This is a genomic window from Paractinoplanes abujensis, assembly GCF_014204895.1.
GTDB classification, from domain to species: Bacteria; Actinomycetota; Actinomycetes; order Mycobacteriales; family Micromonosporaceae; genus Actinoplanes; species Actinoplanes abujensis.
In genome coordinates this window covers 2211233-2233044 of the sequence record NZ_JACHMF010000001.1, presented here as the reverse complement: position 1 = coordinate 2233044, position 21812 = coordinate 2211233, and the positions used below count along the sequence as shown (strand labels likewise).

The window sequence follows — 21812 nt, the reverse complement described above, 5'->3', positions numbered from 1 at the left end:
CGCTGGCGCTCAGCGGGCCGCTCACCATGACTCGTCAGCCGGGCACACTGTCGGGGAGAATGTGCTGACCACGGCCGGTGTCACTGAGACCCTCCCCATCGTGAAAAGGGGCGGGCCTCAAGGTCACCCGCCGCGGGTCCAGCCTACGGACAGCGCACGAGCAGGGGATCCCGTGTTCGTGCCACGCACACCGAAGTGATCTCGGGGGAAGGGGACCAGGTGGCGGAAGCGCTGCATCAGGCCGCCGCCATGCTGCACCGTCCCGGTCTTGTCGTGCTGACCGGCCCGCCCGGCTGCGGGCGCAGCACGGCGCTGCGCGAGCTCGCGGCGGCCGTGCCCGGCCCGGTGCACAGCGGCGGCGGGCTGGCGATGCTGCAGACCGTGCCCGCGCTGGCGTTGTCGCGGGCCGTGCGGGCCCGGCTGCCCGCCCACGACGTGCACCTGCTGGCCGAGGCGGTGCGCTCGCGGGTGCGGGCCGGGCTGCTGGTCCTCGACGACATCCAGTACGCGGACCCGGCCACCCTGGCCGCGCTGCCGCTGCTGGCCGCCCACTGCCGGGTGATGGTGGCGCTGCGCACCCCGCACCGGCTGCCCGGCGACGTGCAGGACGCCGTGCGGGCCGCGGCGAACACCTGGGTGGAGGTGCCGCCGCTGACCCGGCAGGCCGCGCTCGACCTGGCTAGGCGCAGCGCCGGCCACCTGGACCAGGGTGTGCTGGACGCGGTGGTGGACCGGGCCGGTGGCAACCCGCTGGCGGTCACCGCGCTGGCCCGGCAGGCGGCCACGGCCAAACCGCCCGCGGGGCAGGGCATCGACCAGGTGGCGTACGCGATCGCCACCGCCCTGGCCGACCTGACCCGACCGGCCCGTACGGCGCTGGCCGCCCTCGGGTTGCTGGGACGGCCCGCCCCGGCAGCGCTGCTGGGGCCGGGCGCCGCCGATCTGCTGGCGGCCGGGCTGGTCACCGTCCTTCCCGCCGGCGCCGGTGTCTCCGCCGCTGCGGCCGGCGGGGATGAGCTGGTGCCGGTGTCGACGTATGTGGCCGAGACGGCAGCCGGGCTGCTCGACGCGCCCGCGCGGACCGAACTGCACACCCGGCTGGCCGAGCTGACCCCGCCCGCCGAGGCGGCCCGGCACCTGGCCGCGGCCGGTGACCTGGCCGGGGCGCACCGGCGGGCCCTGGTGGCGGCGGATCAGACCGCGGGCGGGGACCGGGCGGCGTTGCTGCTGTTCGCCTGCGAACTGGACGTGGCGGTCGACCCCCGGGTGCGGCTGGCCGCGGCCGACGCGTTGCTGAGCGCGGGGCGGGCCGGGGCGGCGGCGCGGGTGCTGGTGGCGCCGGAACCGCTGGGGCCCGAAGCTGACGTGCTGCGCGGTGAGGCGTTGCTGCAGGCCGGTGACTACCCGGCGGCCCGCGCGGCCGTACGGGCGGTGCCCGACGCGGCGACCGGGCCGGTGCTGGCCGGGCGGGACCGGGTGTTGCTGCTGGCCGAACTGGCGGCGGATCCGTCAGGTGCGCAGGACCTCGCGGGCAAAGTCGCCGCGCGGCACCCGCAGCCGTCACCCGGGGTGGCGGCCGCGCTCGCCGCGGTGCAGGCCCGGTTACGTACGCCGGGATGGGACACGGCGCTGGCCGAGGCTGCGCGGTCGGCGGACCCGCTGATCGGGCGGTGGGCGGCGTGGCTGCTGGTGGAACAGCTGGCCGCGGACGGGCGGCTGGGTGAATCGGCCGACGTGGCGCTGGCGGCGGCGCGGGAGAGCGCGCAGGCCCTCGCGTACGGGTGGCAGACCCGGTTCACCGCCGCGGCCGACTGGGCTCTGGCTCTGCGCGGGTCGATCGACGGTGACGTGGTGACGCCCGCCCCGCCCGGAGCTGCTGCTTCAGCCGAGGGCGCCGACGGTGTGGTGCGCCGGGCCGCCAACCTGGCCGACCGGGCCCTGCCCGACGAGGCCCGCGGCTACGCGATCGCGGCGACCGCGCTGATCGAGGCCGACACCGGGCTGCTCGCCGCCGCCCGCGCCCACCTCGGCGCCGCGCCGGCACACCCGGCCGCGGCGTGGGTGGCGCAGGAGACGGCATGGCTCGACGGGCAACCCGACCGGGCCCGCGACGCCACGCCCGGCGTCGACGGTCTGCTGGCCGGGTTGCACGCCATCACCGCCCGGTGGGCCACGCACGACCTGGGTGAGCAGTCGGCGCCGCCGATTCCGGGCGGGCTGCCCGCAGCCGCCCGGCGTACGCTGACCGCCTGGGCCACCGGCACCGGCTTCACCGCGGCCGCCGAGGGCTGGAAGACGATCGCCCTGCGCGAGCGCATCCGCTGCCTGATCGCCGCCGGGGTGACCGACACCGACGCGGCGCGGGCCGTCGCGGCGCTGCTGTCGGCCGAGCAACTGGCCGACGCGGCCGGGCTGACCGTGCTGGCCGGCCGGGCCCGCCGCGGGTTGCGCCGCCACAACGTGCACCGCGACACCCGCAGTCCCCGCTCCGGGCAGCACCTGACCCGCCGCGAGACCGACGTCCTGCGGCTGGTCGCGGCGGGGGAACCCACCCGCCGGATCGCCGGGCAGCTCGGCATCTCCGCCGAGACTGTCGACACCCACATCCGCGCCGGCATGCGCAAGCTCGGCGCCCGGACCCGAACGGAAGCCGCCGCCCTGGCCTTCACCCAGCTCTCACCCGATGACATGTCTGACACGTTCAAGGATGGCCGGTGACCAGACAGCCCGACGCTCCCCGACACGTCGTCGCCAGTCCCGGCGACGCCGACACCGTGCTGCGCCGACTCACCCGCGACGGCTGGGTGGCCCGCGACGGCTTCGCCCTGCCCGACCCGGCCTGGGACGTCACCGGCAGCCGCCTGGTGCTGCACGGCCGGATCGGTGACACCGACACCCTGCAACTGGCGGTGCTGGCCGCGGCCCGCGGCGCCGGGATCGTCGCCGTGTGCGACGTCGAGTCGCCGCTGGGCCGGGCGCTGCTGGACGACCTGGCCCGGCTCGGCCCGGTGCAGCACGGCGCGGCCGAACCGGCCCCCGACGGCGGTGACGCCGTGGCCGACCTGGTGCCCGAGCAGCGGGCCCTGCTCGACCGGCTGGCCGCCGGTGACACCATCGCCGCGGCCGCCGCGGCCGAATTCCTGTCCCTGCGCACCGCGAACCGGCGCATCGCCGAGGCGCGGGCCCTGTTCGGGGTGCGCACCACCCGGGAGGCCGTCCTGGCCTACCTGCGTCAGCGCGGCGCCCCGCCCCGCTCCCACTGAGCTCCCACTGATCCGGCTGTCCGGCTCGGCCGCCACCGAGCCCGTCCGGCTGATCCCCGCGCGGCACGCCACGCCGGTGACCGACCCGGCCGGGGCCGCACCCTTCCCCGCGGCGCCCATCTGATCGCCGGCCGCGGACCCCGGGCCGGCTCGGCGCTGCCCTTCGACCGGTCGCTTGCTTTCAACCGGTCGCTTGCTTTCGACCGGTCGCTGCCGCAGCACCCAGGCTTCGACGTGGTGTTGCGCCCGCACGAGCGGGGCGGCGACTCACGCGTTCCCGGACGCCGACGAGCCGTTCGGCTTCTCGGAAGTAAGCGGGCCGCTGGGCTTCTCGGGGGTCAGCGGGCTGCTCGGCTCTTCGGGCGTCAACGAGCGGTGAGGCCGGCCCGGCGGAGCATGTCGACGATGACGGCGCTCTTGGCGTGCACGTACCGAGCCATCGACATCGGATGGGCGGCCGCCGCGGCGTGCTTGGCGGCCGCGTACCGGTCACGGTCGGCGGGGTGGGTGCGCAGCCAGTCCCGCAGGATCAGGTGCCGCAGATGCTCGTCGCAGCCGGGGCCGAACACGTGCAGGGTGACGTGGTGCCCGGCGTCCCACAGGCCCCGATGCTCGTACCAGTGCGGTTCCCGGGTACGCAGCGTGAACCCGGCCCCGGCCAGGGCGGGCACGTAAGCGTCCTCGTCGGTGGGGTCGGCCACGATCAGGTCGATGTCGACACGGTCCTTGGCGGGCAGCCCCGGCACGGCGGTCGACCCGATGTGCTCGACGGCCAGCGCGCGGGCCCCGAGCGCGGCCCGGATCGCCGCCGCCGCGGTCGCGTAACGGGTGGGCCAGCGAGGATCGTACGGGCTGATCGTGATCGGCTGGGTGACCTCGGCGGGCCGGTCACCGACCACGCGGGCCGTCATCTGCTCAGCGGTGAGCGGCGGCGCCGGGGCGGGCAGAGGTGGCAGACGCATGCCAGCATGATCGCTTATGGACGCACGTTGGAAGCGCCTGCTCGGGCCGTGGCCGCCCCGCCCGCCGCTCGAGCCGCGGGTGCTGCAGACCGTGGACTGCGGCCCGTACCGGCGGGAGAAAGTCGTCTACGCGGGCATCCCGGCCTACGTGTGCGTGCCGAAAGGGCTGACCGGGCCGGCGCCCGCGGTGTTCTGCCATCACCAGCACGCCCAGCAGTTCGACCTCGGCAAAAGCGAAGTGGTGGGGCTGCGCGGGCACCCCGGCCAGGCGTACGCGGCGGAACTGGCGCAGCGCGGGTTCGTCACGATCGCACCCGACGCCATCGGGTTCGAGGAACGCAACTGGAGCCCCGACGGCGCAGCCAACGTGACCTGGTGGGAACTGTCGACCCGGCTCGTGCGCGGGCAGACCCTGCTCGCGGCCTGCCTGCGCGACATCGTGACGGCCCTGGACTACCTGGTCACCCGGCCCGAGGTCGACGCGGCCCGGATCGGCTTCATCGGCCACTCCTACGGCGGGCGGATGGCCCTGTGGGCGCCCGCCTTCGACCCGCGGATCGTCGCGTCGGTGTCGAACTGCGGGTGCATCCCGTTCCGGCTGTCGAGCACCCACGACACCGGGGTGCAGGCCGAAACGGTGGTGCCCGGCTTCGCCGCCGCCCACGACCTGGAAGACGTCATCGCCGCCTACCCCGCCACCACGGCCCTGCTGATCTCGGCCACCACCGGCGACAAGTGGAGCCGCGGGGCCCGTGACGTCGCCGGGGAACGCGCCGAACTCGCCCTCCACGACGGTGGGCACGTGTTCACCCCGGCCATGCGGGCCCACGCCTACGACTTCCTCACCGCTAGAACGTGAGCAGCGCACCCCGCTCGTCGAAGGTGGCGGCGCCCTGCCACGCGATCTCCCACCGGTTGCCCTCGGGGTCGGCGACATAGCCCGAGCGGCCACCCCACGCCCGGTCGACCGGCTCGGCCACCGGTGTGGCGCCCGCGTCGACGGCGGCCCGGAACGCGGGGTCGACGTCGTCGCGGGAATCGACGTTGCAGGCCAGGGTGATGCCGTTCCACACGCCCGGCTCACCCGGCGGGCCGGGCACGGCCTCGGCGGCCAGCTCGCCGAGCGGGTAGAGCGCCAGCAACACCCCGCCCAGCACGAACGAGGAGAACTCGTCGCTGGAACCCGCCCGCTCGGGCCAGCCCAGCCGGGCGTAGAAGGCCCGCAGGCTCGGAAGGTCACGGGCGCCGAGGGTCACGACGGTCAGTCGCGCGGGGATGCCGGTCATGCCGGTGATCCTGCCGCAGCGGTACGACACTTTTCCCGCGCCCCGTACCGTCGGTCACGTGCAACCCACCGCCGACGGCCGGTCACATCCGGCGCACGTTGCCCGCAGGGGACTCGACGGGGTGTTCTGGATCGGTGGTGGCAGCGGTGCGGGTAAAAGTACCGTCGCGCGGACGCTGGCCGGCCGGTACGGGCTGGGCCTGTACGACACCGACGCCGTCATGAGCGACCACGCCCGGCGCGCCGACCCGCGGCGGTGCCCCTACCTCGCGGCTTTCCTGACCATGAGCATGGACGAGCGGTGGCTGCGACCGCCTCCGACCATGCTGGAAACCTTCCACTGGTTCCGCGGCGAAGGCTTCGACCTGATCCTCGACGACCTCGCCGCCCACCCCAAACCGGTGCTGGCCGAAGGGTTCCGGCTGCTGCCCACCCTGGTCCCGCAACCCGCGAACGCGGTCTGGCTGCTGCCCACACCCGAGTTCCGGCGGGCCGCGTTCGACACGCGCGGCTCCACCTGGCAGATCGCCGGCCGCACGAGCGACCCGCCGCGGGCCCTGGCCGGGCTCCTCGAACGCGACCGGCTGTTCACCGAGCGGCTGCGCGCCGAAACCCGCGAACACCACCTGCCGTCGATCACCGTCGACCTCGGCGTGACCGAAACCGATCTGCTGACCCGGGTCGCCCGGCAGCTCGGGCTGACGGATGGCTGACACCACAGGATGACCCGGAAGCGGTAGGGTCGGCGCGCTATGCGAATGCCGTCACCGGGCGGGGGCCGAAGTGACTGAAGCCGTCCGCCGCGCCTGGCCACGGCCGGCCCGCCTGGACGCCGCGCTGATCCTCGAACGCATCGCCGAGATCACCGGGGTCCGGCTGGTGCTCGAAGGCCCCGCCCCCGGCGGTGAGGCCGGCGCCGCCTACGTGCGCTGGCCCGACGGCCGCCGCTCCGTGCTCACCGAAGGCCGTTCCCGCAGCGGGCCCCTGGCCGACCGGGCCCGCCGGGCCGGGGTGCCCACCGCCCGCCACGAACTGGCCGCCCACGTCGACGGCCGCCGCGTCATCGTGCAGCAACGCCTGCCCGGCCGGCCACCGCGCACCACCGGCCTGCCCCTCGTACGGCAAATGATCGCCCTCAACGACCGGCTCGCCGGGCTGCTGGCCGACGAACCCGCCCCGCAACCCGCCGAACTGCACCTGACCACCGACGGCCCCGGGTTCTGCCTGCACCAGCCCCTGGCCGGCCACAGCCCCCGCACCGCCGCCCTGCTCACCCGCATCCACGACATCGGCGCCGCCGGCACCGTCATGGCCGGCGACGACCTGGTCCACCACGACTTCCACCCCGGCAACGTCCTCGTCGACGACCACGGCCGCATCACCGGCCTGATCGACTGGGACGGCGCCACCCGCGGCGACCGCCTGTTCGACCTGGTCACCCTGCGTTTCGTGCTCACCGGCAGCCACCCCGCCCTGCTCGGCCCGATCGACGAACGCCTGACCACGATGCCCGCCCACCGATACAACGCCTACTGGGCACACATGAGCCTGCGCATGGTCGACTGGTCGATCCGCCACCACGACACCGCCACCGTCGACCACTGGCTCACCGTCGCCGAGTCCGGCTTGCGCTGACCGCTCTGCTCGACCGGCACGACGGCGTTGCCGCCACCGGCGGCCGGCGCGAGACCGGTCGCAGGAGGATGCCCCAGCAGGAAGGGCCGTCGTGATGCCGACCTTCACGTGCGTGTGCTGCGGCTACTGACCATGGCCGAGTCTCCCGGTTCGTATGAGATCTGCCCGGTGTGCATCTGGGAGGACGACCTCGTGCAGTTGCGCTGGCCTGACTTCACAGGTGGCGCCAACCGGCCGTCACTGATCGGGGCACAGGCGAATGTCAAGAAGTTCGGGGCGTGCGAGCAGCGGTCCGTGGCCCATGTCCGGCCGCCTCGTGATGACGAGCCGCTGGACCCGGACTGGCGTCCCATCGACCCGGAGCGCGACCACTTCGAGTCCCTTGACGAGCATGAGGCGCCGTGGCCTGACGATCGAACTGTCCTGTACTGGTGGCGTCACCACGACGCCGGATTCTGGCGTCGCGGTGGTCAGGACCGGTCAGCTGGCCTGTTCGTCGCGTCGGGTCAGGAGTCGGTCGAAGATCTGCTCCCGGGCGGCTTGCCCCGTCGCTGCCGCGTCGTCTCGCTGGCGTTCCAGCGTGGGCCGGCACCCGATGGTGGTGACCGAAGAAGGTGCAGGATTCGCAGACGGACCGTGCGGCGGATGTGCGCGCTCTGATCCCGGAGGACCTTGCCCGGATGGTGGCAGAATAACGTGTGATCGATCGAGTGTTACCGCAGGACGCCGAGCTCTTCGAGCGAGCTGTCCGCAGGTTTCGGGGGACATCCGGTGGCGGCCTGGCATATCTGAGGAGCCCCGGCGCGTCCGCTTTCGTCTCCCACCGCGGGCATGAGGTCGTCGGATGGTGCTGGGGTTACCACTTGCCTCGGCCAGATGGTTTCTCGATGCTTTACCTCCATCAACTGGAGGTGGTGGAAAGTCACCGGCGGCAAGGCATCGGCCGGGCGCTCCTGGTGGCTTTCATGCGAGCCGGCGCGCAGGCCGGTGCAACGACAATGTTCCTGACTACGGGTGAGGCGAACACCGCCGCCCGGGCACTGTACGACTCGCTGGGCGGCGGCTTGGCCACACAGGGACCTACGGTCAACTACTGGTTCCGGTTGAATCGGTAAAGCGGACACCCGCCTGCGTCCGGCAGGCACCGAACACCGCAGGAGCGCGTGTGCACCGAGCTCTGCTTCTCACCGGGACCGCCGGAGTCGGTAAGTCGACGGTGGCGGACGCGCTCGGGCAGGTCCTGACCGCCCGAGGGTGCGTCACTGCCGTCATCGACACGGACATGCTGGCGCAGTTCGGGCCGCCTCCGAAACCGAACCCCGGACCCGTGCGGTTCTATGACCAGCTCAAGTGCGCCAACCTGGCAGCGGTGTGGGCCAACTTCAAGGCCGCCGGGGCGCAGTTCGTCGTCGTCTCCGCAGGCATCGACAGCCTGACGCTACGGCAGTCCTACGTGCACAGCCTTGCGGATTGCGAAGTCCGTCTGGTCAGGTTGACTGCTGACGACGACATCGTCCGCAGCCGCCTGCGGCAGCGGGACACCGGCCCCAGGCTCGAGCAGCATCTCAGGGCGTCAAGCGGAGATAGGCGCACACCAACCGACATCGAGGATTTCACCGTCACCAATGACAGGGCCGCCGCCGATGCCGCGCAAAGGATTCTGGTGCTAGCGGGCTGGTCGGACCACCTTGGGTAACCCACAACTCCCGCTCAGAACCAGCAGGGGTTCGCTGAACGGCACCCCGAGCCCGCGTCGACGAAGGAGCTTTCATGCAGATCGCCGTCCTGCTGTTCGAGCGGCTCACCGCCCTGGACGCGGTCGGACCGTACGAGGTGCTGGCTCACCTGCCCGGCGCCGACGTCGTGTTCGTCGGGGAACGCCGCGGGCCCGTGCGTACCGAGGTCGGCAGCCTGGCCCTGACCGCCGACGCCACCCTGGCCGAGGTGAGCAACCCCGACATCGTGGTGGTGCCCGGCGGTCCGGGGCAACGCGCGCACATGGACGGCGGCCCGATCCTCGACTGGCTGCGCACCGCCGACGCCGGCAGCGCGTGGACCACGTCGGTGTGCACCGGTTCGCTGCTGCTGGCCGCGGCGGGGCTGCTCACCGGCCGCCGCGCCACCACCCACTGGCTGGCCCACGACCAGCTCGCCCCGCTCGGCGCCGTACCCGTGGCCGAACGCGTGGTCACCGACGGCAAATACCTCACCGCGGCGGGGGTGTCGGCCGGACTCGACATGGCTTTCACGCTGGCCGGCCGGCTCGCCGGGGACACGGTCGCCCAATGCGTGCAACTCGCCCACGAGTACGACCCGCAGCCGCCGTACCGGGCCGGCTCACCGGACACGGCGCCGCCCGCGGTGCTGGCCGCCGTCCGCGCCCGCCGGGACCTCATCCTCAACCGGCCCTGACACACCGCCGCGCCCCGGCCGCGACCAGGGGGATGCCGTAGACGCGACGCGGCACCCGGCGGTGAACGGGTGCCGCCGGAGACCGGCCGGTCGGATGATCCGTGGTCCCGGCCCGGCCATGCGATCATTAGCGACCTTATGGAAAGCCCTTCTCAGCCGGCACCGTGGATGTGGCGGTTCATGCTCGTGCTGGCCCGCATCGTGGTGTTCCCGCTGTGCCGGCTGCGGATCTCCGGTGACATCCCGGCCGGCCTGCGCCGCGGGCCGCTGATCCTGGCGGCCAACCATGTCAGCCCGTTCGACCCGATCGTGATGACCGCCGCCTGCCACAAAGCCCGCATCGCACCGCGAATCATGGCCACGGGCGGGTTGTTCGACGCCCCCGTCGTCGGGGCCGCCATGCGCCGCGCCGGGCACATCCGGGTCAGCCGGGGCAGCGCCCAGGTCGCCGATGCCCTGCCCGAAGCGATCAGCGCCCTCAAGGACGGCGCGCTCGTGCTCGTCTACCCGGAGGGCCGCATCGGCCTCGACCCGTGGATGTGGCCCGAACGCGGCAAGACCGGCGTGGCCCGCATGGCCGCCGCGTCGGGCGCGCCCGTGCTGCCGGTCGCCCAGTGGGGCACCCACGCCGTGCTGCCCTACACCACCCCGAAACACCTGCTGCGTTCGCTGCTGCGCGCGCTCGTGCGCCGCCCGGTCGTGCACGTACGGTTCGGCACCCCCGTCGACCTGTCCTCCCTGTCGGGCACGGCAGGCGCCCAAGCCATGAAAAGCACCCGCCTGATCATGGACGGCATCCACGACACCCTGGTGCCGCTGCGCACCGGCGAGATGCAGACCCCGCGGTTCGTCGACACCACCCGCACCCACGACATGACCCGGGTGCGGCCCCGCCGCCCCGCCGACGACCACGCCACCCGGTAAACCACCGCGACGCTCTACGGTTTCTCGCCCAGCTCGGCCAGCCGCGCCTCCACCTCGGCCAACTGCTCCCGCAGCTTACGGGCCTGCTCCTCGGCCTCCGACCGTTCCGCCGCCATGATCTGCTCGACGGCCTCGTGCACCCCCGGCACGTCGACCAGCGCCACCATCCGCAACGCCTCGGCCGGACGGATCACGTACGGCTTGGCCAAAGCCTTGGAACCCTGCGACGCGGCCACCGTCCACTCACCCTCGCCGTAGGCCAGCGTCACCGTCAACGCCGGCAACGGCTTCGGTTTGGCCGAGCGCGCCGCCGGTTTCCGCGGCGCCGTCACGTCATCCCCACCCTTTCGCGGCGCCGGCGCAGCCACCTTGTCCTCGCCGGCCGCGACGGGCTTACCGTTACGGGCGGCCTTCGCCGGAGCCGGCTGATCGAGCACGAACGCGGGACCCGCCGGGACGACCGGCTCGGGCACCGGCGGCGGCGCAGCCACCTTCTTCGCGACGGCCCCCCGCGGCGCCACCCGCAGATCACCGGGGGAGAAGGGCAACTCGTCACGCCCGAACCGCACCGTCACCCACTCGTCGGACCCGGCCGGATCACCCAACGCGATCACCTGCCCGATCTGCCCCGCCATCTGCCCCGCCGCCTCGGTGAACTGCACCCGCGGCTTACGCCCCGCGGCCAGCCCATCCTTGATCACCTGGAGCTCGTCGGTGCTCAACCCCGCCATCGGTCACCCCTCCACCCACGCCTTCGAACATTTGTATGACTCTTCTACCAGGTGGCCCCGACAAAACCCGCACGGGGCCCACCCTGACGGCCTGTTGCACACCCACCACTACGGCACCGGCCCCGCCATCGTGGCGCTGCACGGTCTCACAGCCCACGGCCGCCGCTTCCACCGACTCGCCAGCACGGCCTGCACATCCACGCCCCGACCTGCGCGGCCACGGCCACTCGACCACCCACCCGCCCTGGACCCTCGAACAACACGCCCACGACGTCATCGAAACCCTCGACGCCCCCGTCGTGCTCGTCGGCCACTCCTTCGGCGCCACCGTCGCCGTCCACGTCACCCGGCTCGCCCCGCACCTGGTCCACCACGTCGTCCTGCTCGATCCCGGCCACGGCCTGCCACCCGCCCTGGACGAACACCTCGCCACCGCCGCGCACGTACGCCACACTCGAACAAGCCGCCCACGACCGCGCCACACCATGGCCCGCCCAGGCCCACGACCTCATCGACGACGAAGTCCGCGACCACCTCGTACGCGAAAACGGGGCCTGGAGATGGCGATACAGCGCCCCCGCCACCGTCGCGCCCACCCCTCGCCCCCACCCGCCGGCACCCCGACGACCCTGGTCAAAGCCCGCCGCCGCCAAGCCGTGCCGCCCGGCTACGCCGACCAATGCGCAGTGGCCGCCATCGACATCGACAGCGGCCACCACGTACACCTCGAACAACCCGCCGAAACCGCCCGGATCATCCCCGACACGGTCAGTGGAACACCTTGAGCCCGATCACCCCGGCCACCACCAGCAGCAACGACACGATCCGCAGCACACTGGCGGACTCGCCGAGAAACACCATCCCGGCCACGGCCGTGCCGACCGCGCCGATACCCACCCACACGGCGTAACCCGTACCGACGGGAATGCTCTTCAAGCTGTAAGCCAACCCGACCATGCTGAGCACCAGCGCCACCCCGAAAACCACACTCGGGATCAGACGAGTGAAACCCTGCGAACGCCCCAAAGCGATCGCCCACACGGACTCCAGCACACCGGAAACGACAAGAACAACCCAGGCCACGGCGACGCACCACCTTCACGCGGTCGTCTTTGCCTGCCGGGTACGACACGTCCTCGTCCGGGACAACCGCGGCTGCGGCGCCACCACCGACCCTAGCAAACCCACGGCGACCGGCCAGTGACGCAATACTCCCGGCCAGAAGGATCACGCAACGTCGTCCACTCACCGGGCACCCGCCGCACCACAACCGCCCCCAGCCCCACATGCCGCCGCACCTCGGCAGCCACATCCGTACAGGCCAAATCCACATGCATCCCCGCCCCACCCGACTCCGTACGCTGCACCAACAGCTTCAACGGCAGGCCCGCCCCACGCACCAGATGCTCGAACTGCGGCAGATCCGACGGCGCCCGCCGCCACCCCGTCACCGCCGACCAGAACCCCACCTCACGATCAAAAACGTCCCCCCGTACGTCCACACACAGCTGATCAACCGCACTGACGTGCCCACCCGGCCACGTCACCGGCCGCGGCCGCACCGCCTCCCCATGCCAAGACACCAGGCAGAACACCACACCGGCGGGGGAGCGCAGCACCACCAGACCATCACCCTGCGCCAACACCACCCGCGCACCCAGCTCGACCGCCTCGACCGCCGCCGCGCCCACATCGCCGACGTGCAGATCCACATGCGTACGAGGGGGAGAACCCCGCAAGACCTGCACCCGCAAATACGCATCACCGTCCACCGGCACCAACGTCGCGAAATCACCCCGCCGCGGCGACAACACCGACCCCGTCACCGCCGACCAGAAACCCTCGGCATCGCGCCCCGGCGCATCCAGAAACCCGGTGATCCACCGCACCTTCACGATCTGCTCCCTTGCGAAAACGACACCGTTGGGAAGGCTAAGACCATGCCCCCCGCCCTCAAATGGCCCGCCCTGGCCGCCGCGATCAGCTCCGAAGTCAGCGCCAGCCTCGCCCTGCGCGCCGCCGTCGACCACCCCGCCTGGTACACCCTCGTCGTCGCCGGCTACAGCCTGTCCTTCGTGCTCATCTCCGTCGTCCTGCGCCTCGGCATGCCCATCGGCGTCGCCTACGGCATCTGGGCCGCCACCGGCGTCGCCCTCACCGCCCTGCTCGCCGCACTCCTCTTCGACGACCCCCTCACCTGGATGATGGGCGCCGGCTTCGTCGCCATCATCGGCGGCGTCCTCATGATCGAACTCGGCTCCCGGCAGGAGTCCACACCGTGAAATGGCTCTTCCTGGCCCTCGCCATCACCCTCGAGATCAGTGCCACCATGGCCCTGCGCGTCTCCGAAGGCCTGCGCATCAAAAAATGGGCAGCCCCGATCCTGGCCGGCTACATCCTGTCCTTCACCATGCTGTCGTTCAGCCTGCAAAACGGCATGCCCATCGGCATCGCCTACGGCATCTGGTCAGCCATCGGCATCGCCGGCACCGCCATCATCGCTCGCGCCGCCTTCAACGACCCCCTCACCAAAACGATGGGCGGCGGCATCGTCCTCGTCATCACCGGCGTCCTGCTCGTCGAACTCGGCAGCCACTGACCCCCTACCGCAACACCAGCAGATCCAACACGTCGATCACCGGACCCCGCTGTGTCCCGGCCGCCTCCGCCAACCGGGCCACCCCGGCCGCGTACGCCTCATCACTGATCAGCTGCAGGGGAGTGTGCGCCGCCCGCTGCAACCCAGCCGCCAATTCCACCAGCGACAACGCCGTCACCTGCGGCACCGGCTCGACAGCGGCCGACACAAAACCGGCCGCAGCGAACACGGACTCCACGCCGGCAACGCTCGGATACCGGTCCAGCACAGCCACAGCCTCCGGAAACCAGCGGAACAAACTGATCGAACCGTGCCGGCCGGCGAACGCGGAACGAATCAGCACCGGCGCACCCGGCCGCAGCACCCGGCGGATCTCACGGGCCGCCGCGGCCAGGTCAGGAATGTGATGAACGACCGTGGACAACCAGACACCGTCGAGACTCGCATCCCCGAAAGGGATCTCAGCGGCCGAACCGGGGACCACCGGCTGGAAAACCGACCGCTCGCGCATCGCCGCCGACGGCTCGACCGCCACGATCTCAGCCTCCGGCCACCACGCACGGAACGCCCGCGCCCAACTGCCCGTGCCGCTACCGAGATCCAGCAACCGCAGGCCGGGGAAAGGCTCGAGCCGGCGGCCGAGCACCGCCCGCCACGCCGCCAAGTCGCCGTCACGCAAATGCCGGGTCGCCTCGAACGACCGCGCATCGGAATCGTCGTACGCGATGAGAGCCACCCACCGACTCAACGCCGCCGCACCGGGGGCGGACAAGGGGGAGTGGAGCGCCTCACATCGATAATGACGCTCATGAAGATCCGACAGGCCGTCGCCGCCGACGTGCCGGCCATCAACCACATCGGGCACGAGACGTGGCCGGCGACGTACGCGTTCGCGGGACCGGAGTTCATCCAGCACGGACTCACCACATTCATGGTGGTCACCGCAAGCCACCGAACGGATACTGCATTCCACATCGGTGCTGATCGCGCACGACGACACCGGGCCGGTGGGCGTCGGCAACATCGACCTGCGCCGCGCCGAAGCAGCCGTCGTGTGGAAGCTGTACGTCATTCCACGCGCCCAAGGAACCGGCGTGGGCTCGGCGCTGCTGCGGGAACTGATCACGCTGGCCGGCGACAAGCCCGTACGGCTGGCGTACGCCGACGGCAACGAGCGCGCGGCCCGGTTCTACGCGGCGCACGGCTTCCACGAGATCAGGCGCGACCCCAGCGATCACCCTGGATGGCCCGCCGACGTCTGGCTCGAACGCCCCATCGACAAAATATCAGGTCGATAATCTACATTCTGTCAACTAACTAAGGGAGCGGAGGTAGGCGGCACACCTTCGAGAATCTCCGGCTGGTCTCGCGGTGCCGATCGTTCGGTTGCACGTAGAGCACAGCAGCCCGCAAATTCGTCCCGTCACATGACAGTGATCGACCTGTAGCGCAAATGGAGTTGCCCTCGTGCCGTCGCGGCGCGGCCGGCCGCTGCGGGAGACGTCGATTTCGCTCTCGTGAGCGCCACAGGTTCATCCGCCGCACGGAAGCCGCGTCTCTGGGTTTCGGTTTCGAAACGGCGCATTGGCGACAGATCCGTGTCTCGATGTTCGGCAGCGGCCCGTCAACCGAGTTGTATCTGGTCATGCGCCATCTTGAAACATACCGACGTACCTACGTAACCACGTTTGCCAATGCTGCATACTATCTCATATGCATGAGAACCAGAATTTTCCGGTTAAAGCCCTCATCGAGGACTTTTTGGCCGCCCGGGCCACGCGGAAGCCGTCCGTGCACACCTTGAAGGCGTACGAGCGGGATCTGACCTTGGTCGTGGGCCTGATCGGCGACGGTCCCGTCACCCTCAGTGACCTCTCCCCCAGGGTGCTGCGTTCGGCCTTTGCCCGTTTTGCGAGCACCCGCGCCCCCGCGTCGGTGGCCCGGGCGTGGACGAGCTGGAACGCGTTCTTCACGTTTCTGGTGACCGAGCAGGTGGTGGCGGGCAATCCCATGTCGGCTGTCGACAAGCCGCGGCTGGCGTCCCACTCCCCTAAGCCGTTGCGGGGTGAGGACACTCCGGAGCAGTTGCTGGAGGCGGTGAGCAAGCGGGATGACCGGCAGCGTGACCCGTGGCCGGAGCGTGACGTCGCGGTGCTGGCGCTGGCCTTGTGTGCGGGTTTGCGGTTGTCGGAGTTGCTGGCGTTGCGGGTCGGTTCGTTTCTGGGTCGTCCTGGTGAGCGCCGGGTGGAGGTGGCCGGTAAGGGTGGTCGTCCGCGGACGGTGCCGATCGAGCCGGAGCTGGATGCGGTGGTGGAGCGGTATGTGGACAGCCGGCGGGTGCGGTTCGGGCGGGCGCGGCCGGATGAGGCGTTGATGGTGGACCGCAGGGGTGCTCCTCTGCAGCGTGGTGGTCTGCAGTATTTGGTGAGTTCGTGTTTCCGGCGGGCCGGTGTCAATGATCGGGTGCCGAAGGGTGCGCAGTTGCATGCGTTGCGGCACACGTTCGCGACGCGGTTGGCGGAGGACGGGGCCAATGCGAGCGAGATCATGCGGTTGCTGGGGCATGCGAGTTTGGCGACGTCGCAGAACTACATCGAGGTGACGGCGGAGCAGCAACGCGCGGCTGTACGGGCGAACCGTACGAACCGCGCGTTGGGCAAGCTTGCGTGAGGGGGTCAGGCGACGGCGAGTTTGACCTCGATGTTGCCGCGGGTGGCGTTGCTGTAGGGGCAGACTTGGTGGGCGGCTTCGAGCAGCTGCAGGGCTTTGTCGTCGTCGACGCCGGCGAGTTCGGCTTCGATGGTGGCGGCGAGCTGGAAGCCGGGGGTGCCGTCGGTTTTGGGGTTGATGCTGACGTCGACGGTGATGGCGGTGTCGGTGAGGTCGATTTTCTCGTTGCGGGCGACGAGTTTGAGGGCGCTGTGGAAGCAGGCGGCGTAGCCGGCGGCGAAGAGTTGTTCGGGGTTGCTGTGGGCGCCGCCGGGGCCGCCCATTTCCTTGGGGACGGCGAGGTCGAAGTCGAGGACGCCGTCGCTGGAGCGGACGTGGCCGTTGCGGCCGTCGCCGCTGGCGGTGGCGGAGGCGGTGTAGAGCGCGGACATGTGGTGGTCCTTTCGTGATGGGCTAGTGGGTGGCGCCGCGGACGCGGCTGAGCAGGTCGATGAGCTGGCGGAATTCGGTTTCGGTGAGGTCGACGGCGCAGGCGATGCGGGTGGGGATGTCGGACAGGGTGTCGCGCAGTGCGTGGCCGGTGTCGGTGAGGGTGACCAGGACGGTGCGTTCGTCGGCGCTGCCTCGGGTGCGGGTGACGTGGCCTGCGGTTTCGAGGCGTTTGAGCAGGGGTGAGAGGGTGCCGCTGTCGAGGTGCAGGTGCTGGCCGAGGTCGCGGACGGTGGTGGGTCCGTTGTCCCAGAGGGCGACCAGGACGAGCAGTTGGGGGTAGGTCAGCCCGTGGGGTTCGAGGATGGGCCGGTAGATGCCGGTCATGGCGCGGCTGGCGGCGTAGAGCTGGAAGCAGACCATCTGGTCGAGCGCGCTGGGGTTGACCATGCCGAGAACGGTAGTAGGCAATTTAGTTGTGCGCAACCGATGTGTGGCATTGCTCGCAACTCTGTGTGATCCTTGCCGCGTGCCGGATATCCGTTTCGTGCAGCTCTCCCCCGTCGCGCTGGCGGCGTTGATCGCTGGTGATCTGGCCGCGGCGAGTGCGGCCGCGGGCACCCCGTTGAGCCCGTACCTGGTGGATGAGGCCTGGTTGTGGCGGGTCCGGCTGGCTGAGGTGCAGGCCGATCCGCGGGCGGCGGAGTGGATCGCGCGGGCCGCGGTGGCCGAACCGGAGGGTGTAACTGTCGGTCACGGAGGGTTTCATGGGCCGCCCGATGCGGACGGGGTGGTCGAGGTCGCCTACTCGGTGGATCCGGCGCATCGGCGGCGCGGCTACGCCAAGGCGATGCTGCGTTCGCTGCTGGCGCGGGCCGACGCCGATCCGCGGGTGACGGCCGTACGGGCGAGTATCCGCCCCGACAATGTGGGGTCGCGGGCGACGATCGCCGGGCTGGGGTTCCGCAAGATCGGCGAGCAGTGGGATCCCGAGGACGGTTTGGAGGACGTGTTCCTGCGCCGCAAGAAACAGCGTTAACGGTCGAGCTGGACGAGCAGGGGCAGGTGGTCGGAGACCGGGGGCCGGGCGGTGGCGACCTGCACGACGCGGCCGAGCTGGTCGATGCCGCGGGGGTCGGCCAGGATGTGGTCGAGTTGCGCGCGGGGCATGGGGCTGGGGAAGGTCGCCGCACGGCCGAGGGGACGCCAGCCGGTGACGGCTCGTACGGGCCGGGCCGGCATGTTGAGGTCGCCGAGCAGCACCCGGGGCGCGGGCAACCCCCGCAGGGCCCGTACGGCGTGGCGCAGTTGCCGCAGGTTCCAGCCGGGCACGAAGGACAGGTGGGTGGTGGCCACGGTGAGCGGGCCGCGCGGGGTGTCCAGGACGGCGGCCAGCAGCACGCGGGGTTCGTCCTTGAGCAGCCGCAGCCCGTTGTCGGGGTCGTAGATGGGTGAGCGCATGGGGGCGCCGGGCAGGGTGGTGATCTGCCAGCGGGTCACCGGGTAGCGGCTGACCAGGGCGATGCCGTACAGGGGGTGCTGGTTGTCGTCGTCGCTGCGCCAGGGCTGCCAGGTCTCGCCCGGTGTGCCGACGACGGCGGCGGCGAACCGGTGGACCTGGGCGCCGAGGGCGTCGGCGGCGATGGCGGTGAGGTCGAGCAGGCCGCTGCGGGGCTGGGCCTTGTCGACCTCCTGCAGGCCGAGGACGTCGGCGTCGAGGTCGGCGATCGCCGCAGCGACCCGGTCGGCGTGTACCGTGCCGTCGGACAGTGATCGTCCGTGCAGCAGGTTGAAGGTGGCCAGGCGCACGAGATACGACCTTAGCCAAGTTGGGGGCGGCGATGTTCATCAAGATGCTGTGCTGCTCGGTGCTGATCTTCGTTGCGGTGGCCTCGTTGGGTATCTGGCTGCAGCGCCGCCGCGGCAAGTGACCATAATGCCGTCATGACTGAAGAGCTGATCGCCGAGCTGGAGGCTCAGGAGGCCGAGCTCGAGCTGACCCGTTTCGACAACGCGGACGCGTGGCGGCTGGGCAGCCTGCTGGTGGAGCTGGCGGGGCAGCGGTCGCTGCCGGTGGCGATCGACATCCGGCGGGGGGCGCAGCAGCTGTTCCACGCCGCGCTGGCGGGCAGTGTGGCCGACAACGACCGGTGGATCGAGCGCAAGGTGCGCGTGGTGGAGCGTTACGGGGCGTCGTCGTTCCTGGTGGGCCGCCGGCTGGCCGCGAAGGGTCAGCAGCTGGACGCGGGCATGGGTGTGGACCCGGCCGACTATGCCGCGCACGGCGGGGCGTTTCCCGTCCGGATCCGTGATGTCGGGGTGGTGGGGGTGGTGACGGTGTCGGGGCTGCCGCAGGCCGAGGATCACGCGCTGGTCGTGGAGGCGTTGCGGGCGTTTCGCTCGTAGCGAGAAAACCTTTCCCTCCCCGTACGGGCCGGGGCAGTGTCGCGGCATGAGAGTGCTGATCCTGGGCGGGTCCGGTTTCGTGGGCCGTTCGGTGGCTGACGAGGCTGTGCGCCGCGGCTACGACGTGACCGTGTTCAACCGGGGCCGCCGGGCCGCCCCGGCCGGGGTGAGCGCGCTGACCGGGGACCGGCTGGGGGATCTGAGCGCGCTGGAGCCGGGCACGTGGGACGCGGTGGTGGACACGTGGTCGGCGCAGGGTGAGGCGGTGCGGCGCACGGCGCAGCTGCTCAGCGGCCGGGCCGGGCATTACGCGTACGTGTCGAGCCGCTCGGTGTACGCGGGCACCGAGCCGGCCAGGGCTGAGGACGCTCCCCTGGTCGGCGTCGAGGACGAGGGGTATGCCGGGGACAAGCTGCGCGGGGAGCTGGGGGCGGCCGCGTTCGACGGTCCGGTGCTGCTGGGGCGGGCCGGGCTGATCCTGGGCCCGTACGAGGACATCGGCCGGTTGCCGTGGTGGCTCAACCGGCTGGCGCGGGGCGGTCCGACGCTGGCGCCGGGGCCGCGGGAGCTGGGGTTGCAGTACATCGACGTCCGCGACCTGGCGGTTTTCCTGCTCGACGCGGCGCTGAGCCGGACCGCGGGCGCGTTCGATCTGGTCAGCGTGCCCGGGCACACCACCATGGGTGAGTTGCTGGACACGGCGAACGAGGTCACCGGTGGGCGGGCGCGGTTGCGGTGGGTGGAGCCGGCGGTGATCGCGGCGGCCGGGATCGAGCCGTGGTCGCAGCTGCCGATCTACCTGCCGCCCGGTGAGCTGCACACGTTCCTGCACGAGGGTGACGTGTCCAAGGCGTACGGGCAGGGTCTGGTGTGCCGGCCGGTGCGGGAGACGGTCGCGGACACGTGGGCGTGGATGCGGGGGCTGCCCGGTGCGGTGCCGCAGCGGGCCGACCGGCCGCGGGTGGGGTTGGACCCGGCGGTGGAGGCGCGGGTGTTAGGCGAGTAGCTCGGCCCGGCGGGCCGCGCCGACGTTGCCCCCGGAGAGGATCACCCCGGTGAGCAGGGCGGCCCGGCCGGTGGCGCCGGCCGTTAAGTGTTTCCCCTCGTTGCCGTGGCCGCGTAGCGTGCGCGTCGATGACGCTATCGCATGATTCCCACGGTTCCGGCCCGACGATTCTGCTGCTGCATTCGACGGTGTGTGACCGCCGCATGTGGGACCCGTTGACCTTCCCCGGTCGTCGCGTCGTGCGGGTCGACCTTCCCGGGTACGGCGACTCCCCCGTCGCGTCGTCCCCGGCCGATGTGGCGGCGCAGGTACTCGAGCCGGCCGGCGACGGGCCGGTCGCGCTGGTCGGGTCGTCGGGCGGCGGGATGGTGGCGCTGGAGATCGCCGCGCGGTGGCCGGGCCGGGTGACGTCGCTGGCCCTGCTGTGCACGGCGGCGCCGGCGCTGCAGCCCACGGCACGGCTGCGGGCCGTCTGGGACGAGGAGAACGCGCTGCTGCAGGCGGGTGACGTCGAGGGCGCGACGGCGTTGAACGTGCGCACCTGGGTGGGTCCGCGGGCTTCCGGCGCCGTACGGGACCTGGTCTTCGAGATGCAGCGGCACGCGTTCGAGGTGCAACTGGCCGCGGGCGACGCCGAGGAGCTCGAGACGGACTGGTCGCTGGACACGATCACCGCCCCGGCGCTGCTGGTGTCGGGCGCCTACGACCTGCCGGAGTTCCGTACGGTGGCCGCCGACCTGGCCGGCCGGCTGCCCGGGGCCCGGCACGTGGAGCTGGAGTGGGCCGGGCATCTGCCCAGCCTGGAGGACCCGCCGGTGGTCAACGAGCTGCTGCTGGACTTCCTGCGGGCCTGATCACAGGTTCCATTCGGCGCTGCCCTGCGGCACGGTGATGTGCAGGCGGGTGAGCCGGGCCTGGGCCGGCACGGTGAACACGATCGGCCGGTCGACCTGCCAGTCCGGGTCGAGCCGCCAGGCGGGATTCACGACGGGGTCGGCGCTGCCGCTGGGGGCGTCCCCGGCGGACAGTGACAGCATGCCGTTGGCCCGGTGGGTGACGCCGTGCTCGTCCATCACCCACGCGTCGGCGTCGAGGCGGCTGCCCACCTGGCCCCGGCCGGTGTTGTGCAGGTGAACGGTGACCATGACGTGTCGTTGCTCCCCGAGCTGCTGGTAGCCGGTGAGCGGGTCGGTGATGTCCTTGACGGCGAGGTGCAGGCGGGTGCCGTCCACGCCGGTCAGGGCGACGGTCTGGTCCCGGGCGGCAGGGCCGGGGACGGTGACGATCCGGTAGGTGCCGTCCGGGCCGGGGCTGGGGGTGCTCACCAGCCGCGGCGCGGCGACGCGGCCGCCGCCGTCGGTGCCGGGCCGGGTGAGCACGACGACGAGGATCGACAGGACGACGGCGAGCGCCCCGCCCACCGCCATCCGCCGGAGATGCCGCTCGGGCCCGGACGCCGCGGGCCGGACCGGTCCTGTCACCGGCGCCGG

Annotated in this window: 30 protein-coding genes and 1 riboswitch; of the genes, 19 read left to right on the top strand and 11 right to left on the bottom strand. The window is 71.7% G+C overall.

From position 1 onward, the window contains the following. The first annotated feature begins 219 nt into the window (after positions 1–219). Positions 220–2718 carry a LuxR C-terminal-related transcriptional regulator gene (locus tag BKA14_RS09775; RefSeq protein ID WP_239092374.1) on the top strand — a complete coding sequence of 833 codons (2499 nt, stop codon included), beginning with the start codon at positions 220–222 and terminating at the stop codon, positions 2716–2718. Then, complete coding sequence (locus BKA14_RS09770; protein ID WP_184950590.1) at positions 2715–3263, top strand: LuxR family transcriptional regulator; 549 nt, start codon at positions 2715–2717, stop codon at positions 3261–3263. Before BKA14_RS09775 ends, BKA14_RS09770 begins: the two co-directional genes overlap by 4 nt. Before the next feature lie 365 nt (positions 3264–3628). On the opposite strand, the gene BKA14_RS09765 is transcribed toward BKA14_RS09770, so the two are convergent. Next, positions 3629–4225 (bottom strand): GrpB family protein, encoded by a 597-nt coding sequence (locus BKA14_RS09765; RefSeq protein WP_203721883.1) that lies wholly within the window; start codon positions 4223–4225, stop codon positions 3629–3631. Between the two features lie 16 nt (positions 4226–4241). Here BKA14_RS09765 and BKA14_RS09760 point away from each other — a divergent pair, with 16 nt between their 5' ends. Further along, a complete protein-coding gene (locus BKA14_RS09760; protein WP_184950589.1) occupies positions 4242–5084 on the top strand; it encodes a dienelactone hydrolase family protein in 843 nt (280 codons plus the stop codon). On the opposite strand, the gene BKA14_RS09755 is transcribed toward BKA14_RS09760, so the two are convergent. Next, complete coding sequence (locus BKA14_RS09755) at positions 5074–5511, bottom strand: VOC family protein (protein WP_184950588.1); 438 nt, start codon at positions 5509–5511, stop codon at positions 5074–5076. The genes BKA14_RS09760 and BKA14_RS09755 overlap by 11 nt on opposite strands. Between BKA14_RS09755 and BKA14_RS09750 the strand changes: the two genes are divergently transcribed. From BKA14_RS09750 to BKA14_RS09720, 7 genes are all read left to right on the top strand, one after another. Beyond that, positions 5510–6223, top strand: a complete 714-nt coding sequence (locus BKA14_RS09750) for a hypothetical protein (RefSeq protein WP_184950587.1) — start codon at positions 5510–5512, stop codon at positions 6221–6223. The two genes, BKA14_RS09755 and BKA14_RS09750, sit on opposite strands and share 2 nt — an antisense overlap. Before the next feature lie 70 nt (positions 6224–6293). After that, positions 6294–7145, top strand: a complete 852-nt coding sequence (locus BKA14_RS09745; RefSeq protein ID WP_203721884.1) for a phosphotransferase — start codon at positions 6294–6296, stop codon at positions 7143–7145. A gap of 108 nt (positions 7146–7253) precedes the next feature. After that, complete coding sequence (locus BKA14_RS43155; RefSeq protein ID WP_203721885.1) at positions 7254–7805, top strand: CPCC family cysteine-rich protein; 552 nt, start codon at positions 7254–7256, stop codon at positions 7803–7805. Positions 7806–7843: 38 nt separating this feature from the next. Further along, positions 7844–8260 carry a GNAT family N-acetyltransferase gene (locus BKA14_RS45520; RefSeq protein WP_203721887.1) on the top strand — a complete coding sequence of 139 codons (417 nt, stop codon included), beginning with the start codon at positions 7844–7846 and terminating at the stop codon, positions 8258–8260. 50 nt (positions 8261–8310) lie between these two features. Next, positions 8311–8841: an AAA family ATPase gene (locus BKA14_RS09730; protein ID WP_275412366.1), complete on the top strand. Its 531-nt coding sequence runs from the start codon at positions 8311–8313 to the stop codon at positions 8839–8841. A gap of 74 nt (positions 8842–8915) precedes the next feature. Next, complete coding sequence (locus tag BKA14_RS09725; protein WP_184950585.1) at positions 8916–9557, top strand: DJ-1/PfpI family protein; 642 nt, start codon at positions 8916–8918, stop codon at positions 9555–9557. 180 nt (positions 9558–9737) lie between these two features. Beyond that, positions 9738–10481: a lysophospholipid acyltransferase family protein gene (locus tag BKA14_RS09720; protein WP_438861875.1), complete on the top strand. Its 744-nt coding sequence runs from the start codon at positions 9738–9740 to the stop codon at positions 10479–10481. A 14-nt stretch (positions 10482–10495) separates the two neighbouring features. Here BKA14_RS09720 and BKA14_RS09715 read toward each other — a convergent pair whose 3' ends face one another. Then, positions 10496–11212 carry a hypothetical protein gene (locus BKA14_RS09715; RefSeq protein ID WP_184950583.1) on the bottom strand — a complete coding sequence of 239 codons (717 nt, stop codon included), beginning with the start codon at positions 11210–11212 and terminating at the stop codon, positions 10496–10498. A 35-nt stretch (positions 11213–11247) separates the two neighbouring features. Here BKA14_RS09715 and BKA14_RS09710 point away from each other — a divergent pair, with 35 nt between their 5' ends. After that, positions 11248–11997: an alpha/beta fold hydrolase gene (locus tag BKA14_RS09710; protein ID WP_184950582.1), complete on the top strand. Its 750-nt coding sequence runs from the start codon at positions 11248–11250 to the stop codon at positions 11995–11997. On the opposite strand, the gene sugE is transcribed toward BKA14_RS09710, so the two are convergent. Both sugE and BKA14_RS09700 read right to left on the bottom strand, forming a co-directional pair. Then, positions 11981–12295, bottom strand: coding sequence for a quaternary ammonium compound efflux SMR transporter SugE (gene sugE / locus BKA14_RS09705; RefSeq protein WP_184950581.1), 315 nt, complete (start codon positions 12293–12295; stop codon positions 11981–11983). The genes BKA14_RS09710 and sugE overlap by 17 nt on opposite strands. A gap of 17 nt (positions 12296–12312) precedes the next feature. Further along, positions 12313–12379: riboswitch (guanidine-III (ykkC-III) riboswitch) on the bottom strand. Between the two features lie 8 nt (positions 12380–12387). Continuing rightward, on the bottom strand, positions 12388–13107 hold the full coding sequence (locus BKA14_RS09700) for a VOC family protein (RefSeq protein ID WP_184950580.1): 720 nt from the start codon (positions 13105–13107) through the stop codon (positions 12388–12390). A gap of 45 nt (positions 13108–13152) precedes the next feature. On the opposite strand from BKA14_RS09700, the gene BKA14_RS09695 reads away from it, so the two are divergent. Both BKA14_RS09695 and BKA14_RS09690 read left to right on the top strand, forming a co-directional pair. After that, on the top strand, positions 13153–13494 hold the full coding sequence (locus BKA14_RS09695; RefSeq protein ID WP_184950579.1) for a DMT family transporter: 342 nt from the start codon (positions 13153–13155) through the stop codon (positions 13492–13494). After that, on the top strand, positions 13491–13811 hold the full coding sequence (locus BKA14_RS09690) for a DMT family transporter (protein WP_184950578.1): 321 nt from the start codon (positions 13491–13493) through the stop codon (positions 13809–13811). Before BKA14_RS09695 ends, BKA14_RS09690 begins: the two co-directional genes overlap by 4 nt. A gap of 4 nt (positions 13812–13815) precedes the next feature. Here the strand turns inward: BKA14_RS09690 and BKA14_RS09685 are convergent, their stop codons facing one another. Next, the gene (locus BKA14_RS09685; RefSeq protein ID WP_184956657.1) at positions 13816–14547 is read right to left on the bottom strand and encodes a class I SAM-dependent methyltransferase; all 732 of its coding nucleotides are present in this window, start codon (positions 14545–14547) and stop codon (positions 13816–13818) included. 241 nt (positions 14548–14788) lie between these two features. Here BKA14_RS09685 and BKA14_RS09680 point away from each other — a divergent pair, with 241 nt between their 5' ends. Further along, positions 14789–15109: a GNAT family N-acetyltransferase gene (locus BKA14_RS09680; protein ID WP_184950577.1), complete on the top strand. Its 321-nt coding sequence runs from the start codon at positions 14789–14791 to the stop codon at positions 15107–15109. A 15-nt stretch (positions 15110–15124) separates the two neighbouring features. On the opposite strand, the gene BKA14_RS45515 is transcribed toward BKA14_RS09680, so the two are convergent. Next, positions 15125–15319 carry an endonuclease domain-containing protein gene (locus tag BKA14_RS45515; protein ID WP_369076706.1) on the bottom strand — a complete coding sequence of 65 codons (195 nt, stop codon included), beginning with the start codon at positions 15317–15319 and terminating at the stop codon, positions 15125–15127. Positions 15320–15524: 205 nt separating this feature from the next. On the opposite strand from BKA14_RS45515, the gene BKA14_RS09670 reads away from it, so the two are divergent. Beyond that, positions 15525–16481 (top strand): tyrosine-type recombinase/integrase, encoded by a 957-nt coding sequence (locus BKA14_RS09670; RefSeq protein ID WP_184950575.1) that lies wholly within the window; start codon positions 15525–15527, stop codon positions 16479–16481. 5 nt (positions 16482–16486) lie between these two features. On the opposite strand, the gene BKA14_RS09665 is transcribed toward BKA14_RS09670, so the two are convergent. Then, positions 16487–16912: an organic hydroperoxide resistance protein gene (locus tag BKA14_RS09665; protein ID WP_184950574.1), complete on the bottom strand. Its 426-nt coding sequence runs from the start codon at positions 16910–16912 to the stop codon at positions 16487–16489. A gap of 22 nt (positions 16913–16934) precedes the next feature. Continuing rightward, positions 16935–17360 (bottom strand): MarR family winged helix-turn-helix transcriptional regulator, encoded by a 426-nt coding sequence (locus tag BKA14_RS09660; RefSeq protein WP_184950573.1) that lies wholly within the window; start codon positions 17358–17360, stop codon positions 16935–16937. A 79-nt stretch (positions 17361–17439) separates the two neighbouring features. Here BKA14_RS09660 and BKA14_RS09655 point away from each other — a divergent pair, with 79 nt between their 5' ends. Beyond that, a complete protein-coding gene (locus BKA14_RS09655; RefSeq protein WP_203721889.1) occupies positions 17440–17949 on the top strand; it encodes a GNAT family N-acetyltransferase in 510 nt (169 codons plus the stop codon). On the opposite strand, the gene BKA14_RS09650 is transcribed toward BKA14_RS09655, so the two are convergent. Further along, the gene (locus BKA14_RS09650) at positions 17946–18719 is read right to left on the bottom strand and encodes an endonuclease/exonuclease/phosphatase family protein (RefSeq protein WP_184950571.1); all 774 of its coding nucleotides are present in this window, start codon (positions 18717–18719) and stop codon (positions 17946–17948) included. The two genes, BKA14_RS09655 and BKA14_RS09650, sit on opposite strands and share 4 nt — an antisense overlap. Before the next feature lie 135 nt (positions 18720–18854). Between BKA14_RS09650 and BKA14_RS09645 the strand changes: the two genes are divergently transcribed. The 3 genes from BKA14_RS09645 (at position 18855) to BKA14_RS09635 (ending at position 21176) form a co-directional block, all read left to right on the top strand. Then, positions 18855–19316, top strand: coding sequence for a heme-degrading domain-containing protein (locus BKA14_RS09645; RefSeq protein ID WP_184950570.1), 462 nt, complete (start codon positions 18855–18857; stop codon positions 19314–19316). 46 nt (positions 19317–19362) lie between these two features. Next, on the top strand, positions 19363–20322 hold the full coding sequence (locus BKA14_RS09640) for an NAD-dependent epimerase/dehydratase family protein (protein WP_184950569.1): 960 nt from the start codon (positions 19363–19365) through the stop codon (positions 20320–20322). A gap of 128 nt (positions 20323–20450) precedes the next feature. Next, positions 20451–21176 (top strand): alpha/beta fold hydrolase, encoded by a 726-nt coding sequence (locus BKA14_RS09635; protein ID WP_184950568.1) that lies wholly within the window; start codon positions 20451–20453, stop codon positions 21174–21176. Here the strand turns inward: BKA14_RS09635 and BKA14_RS09630 are convergent, their stop codons facing one another. Beyond that, positions 21177–21803 (bottom strand): hypothetical protein, encoded by a 627-nt coding sequence (locus BKA14_RS09630; protein ID WP_184950567.1) that lies wholly within the window; start codon positions 21801–21803, stop codon positions 21177–21179. It abuts the gene before it with no gap. Between the last annotated feature and the right edge of the window lie 9 nt (positions 21804–21812).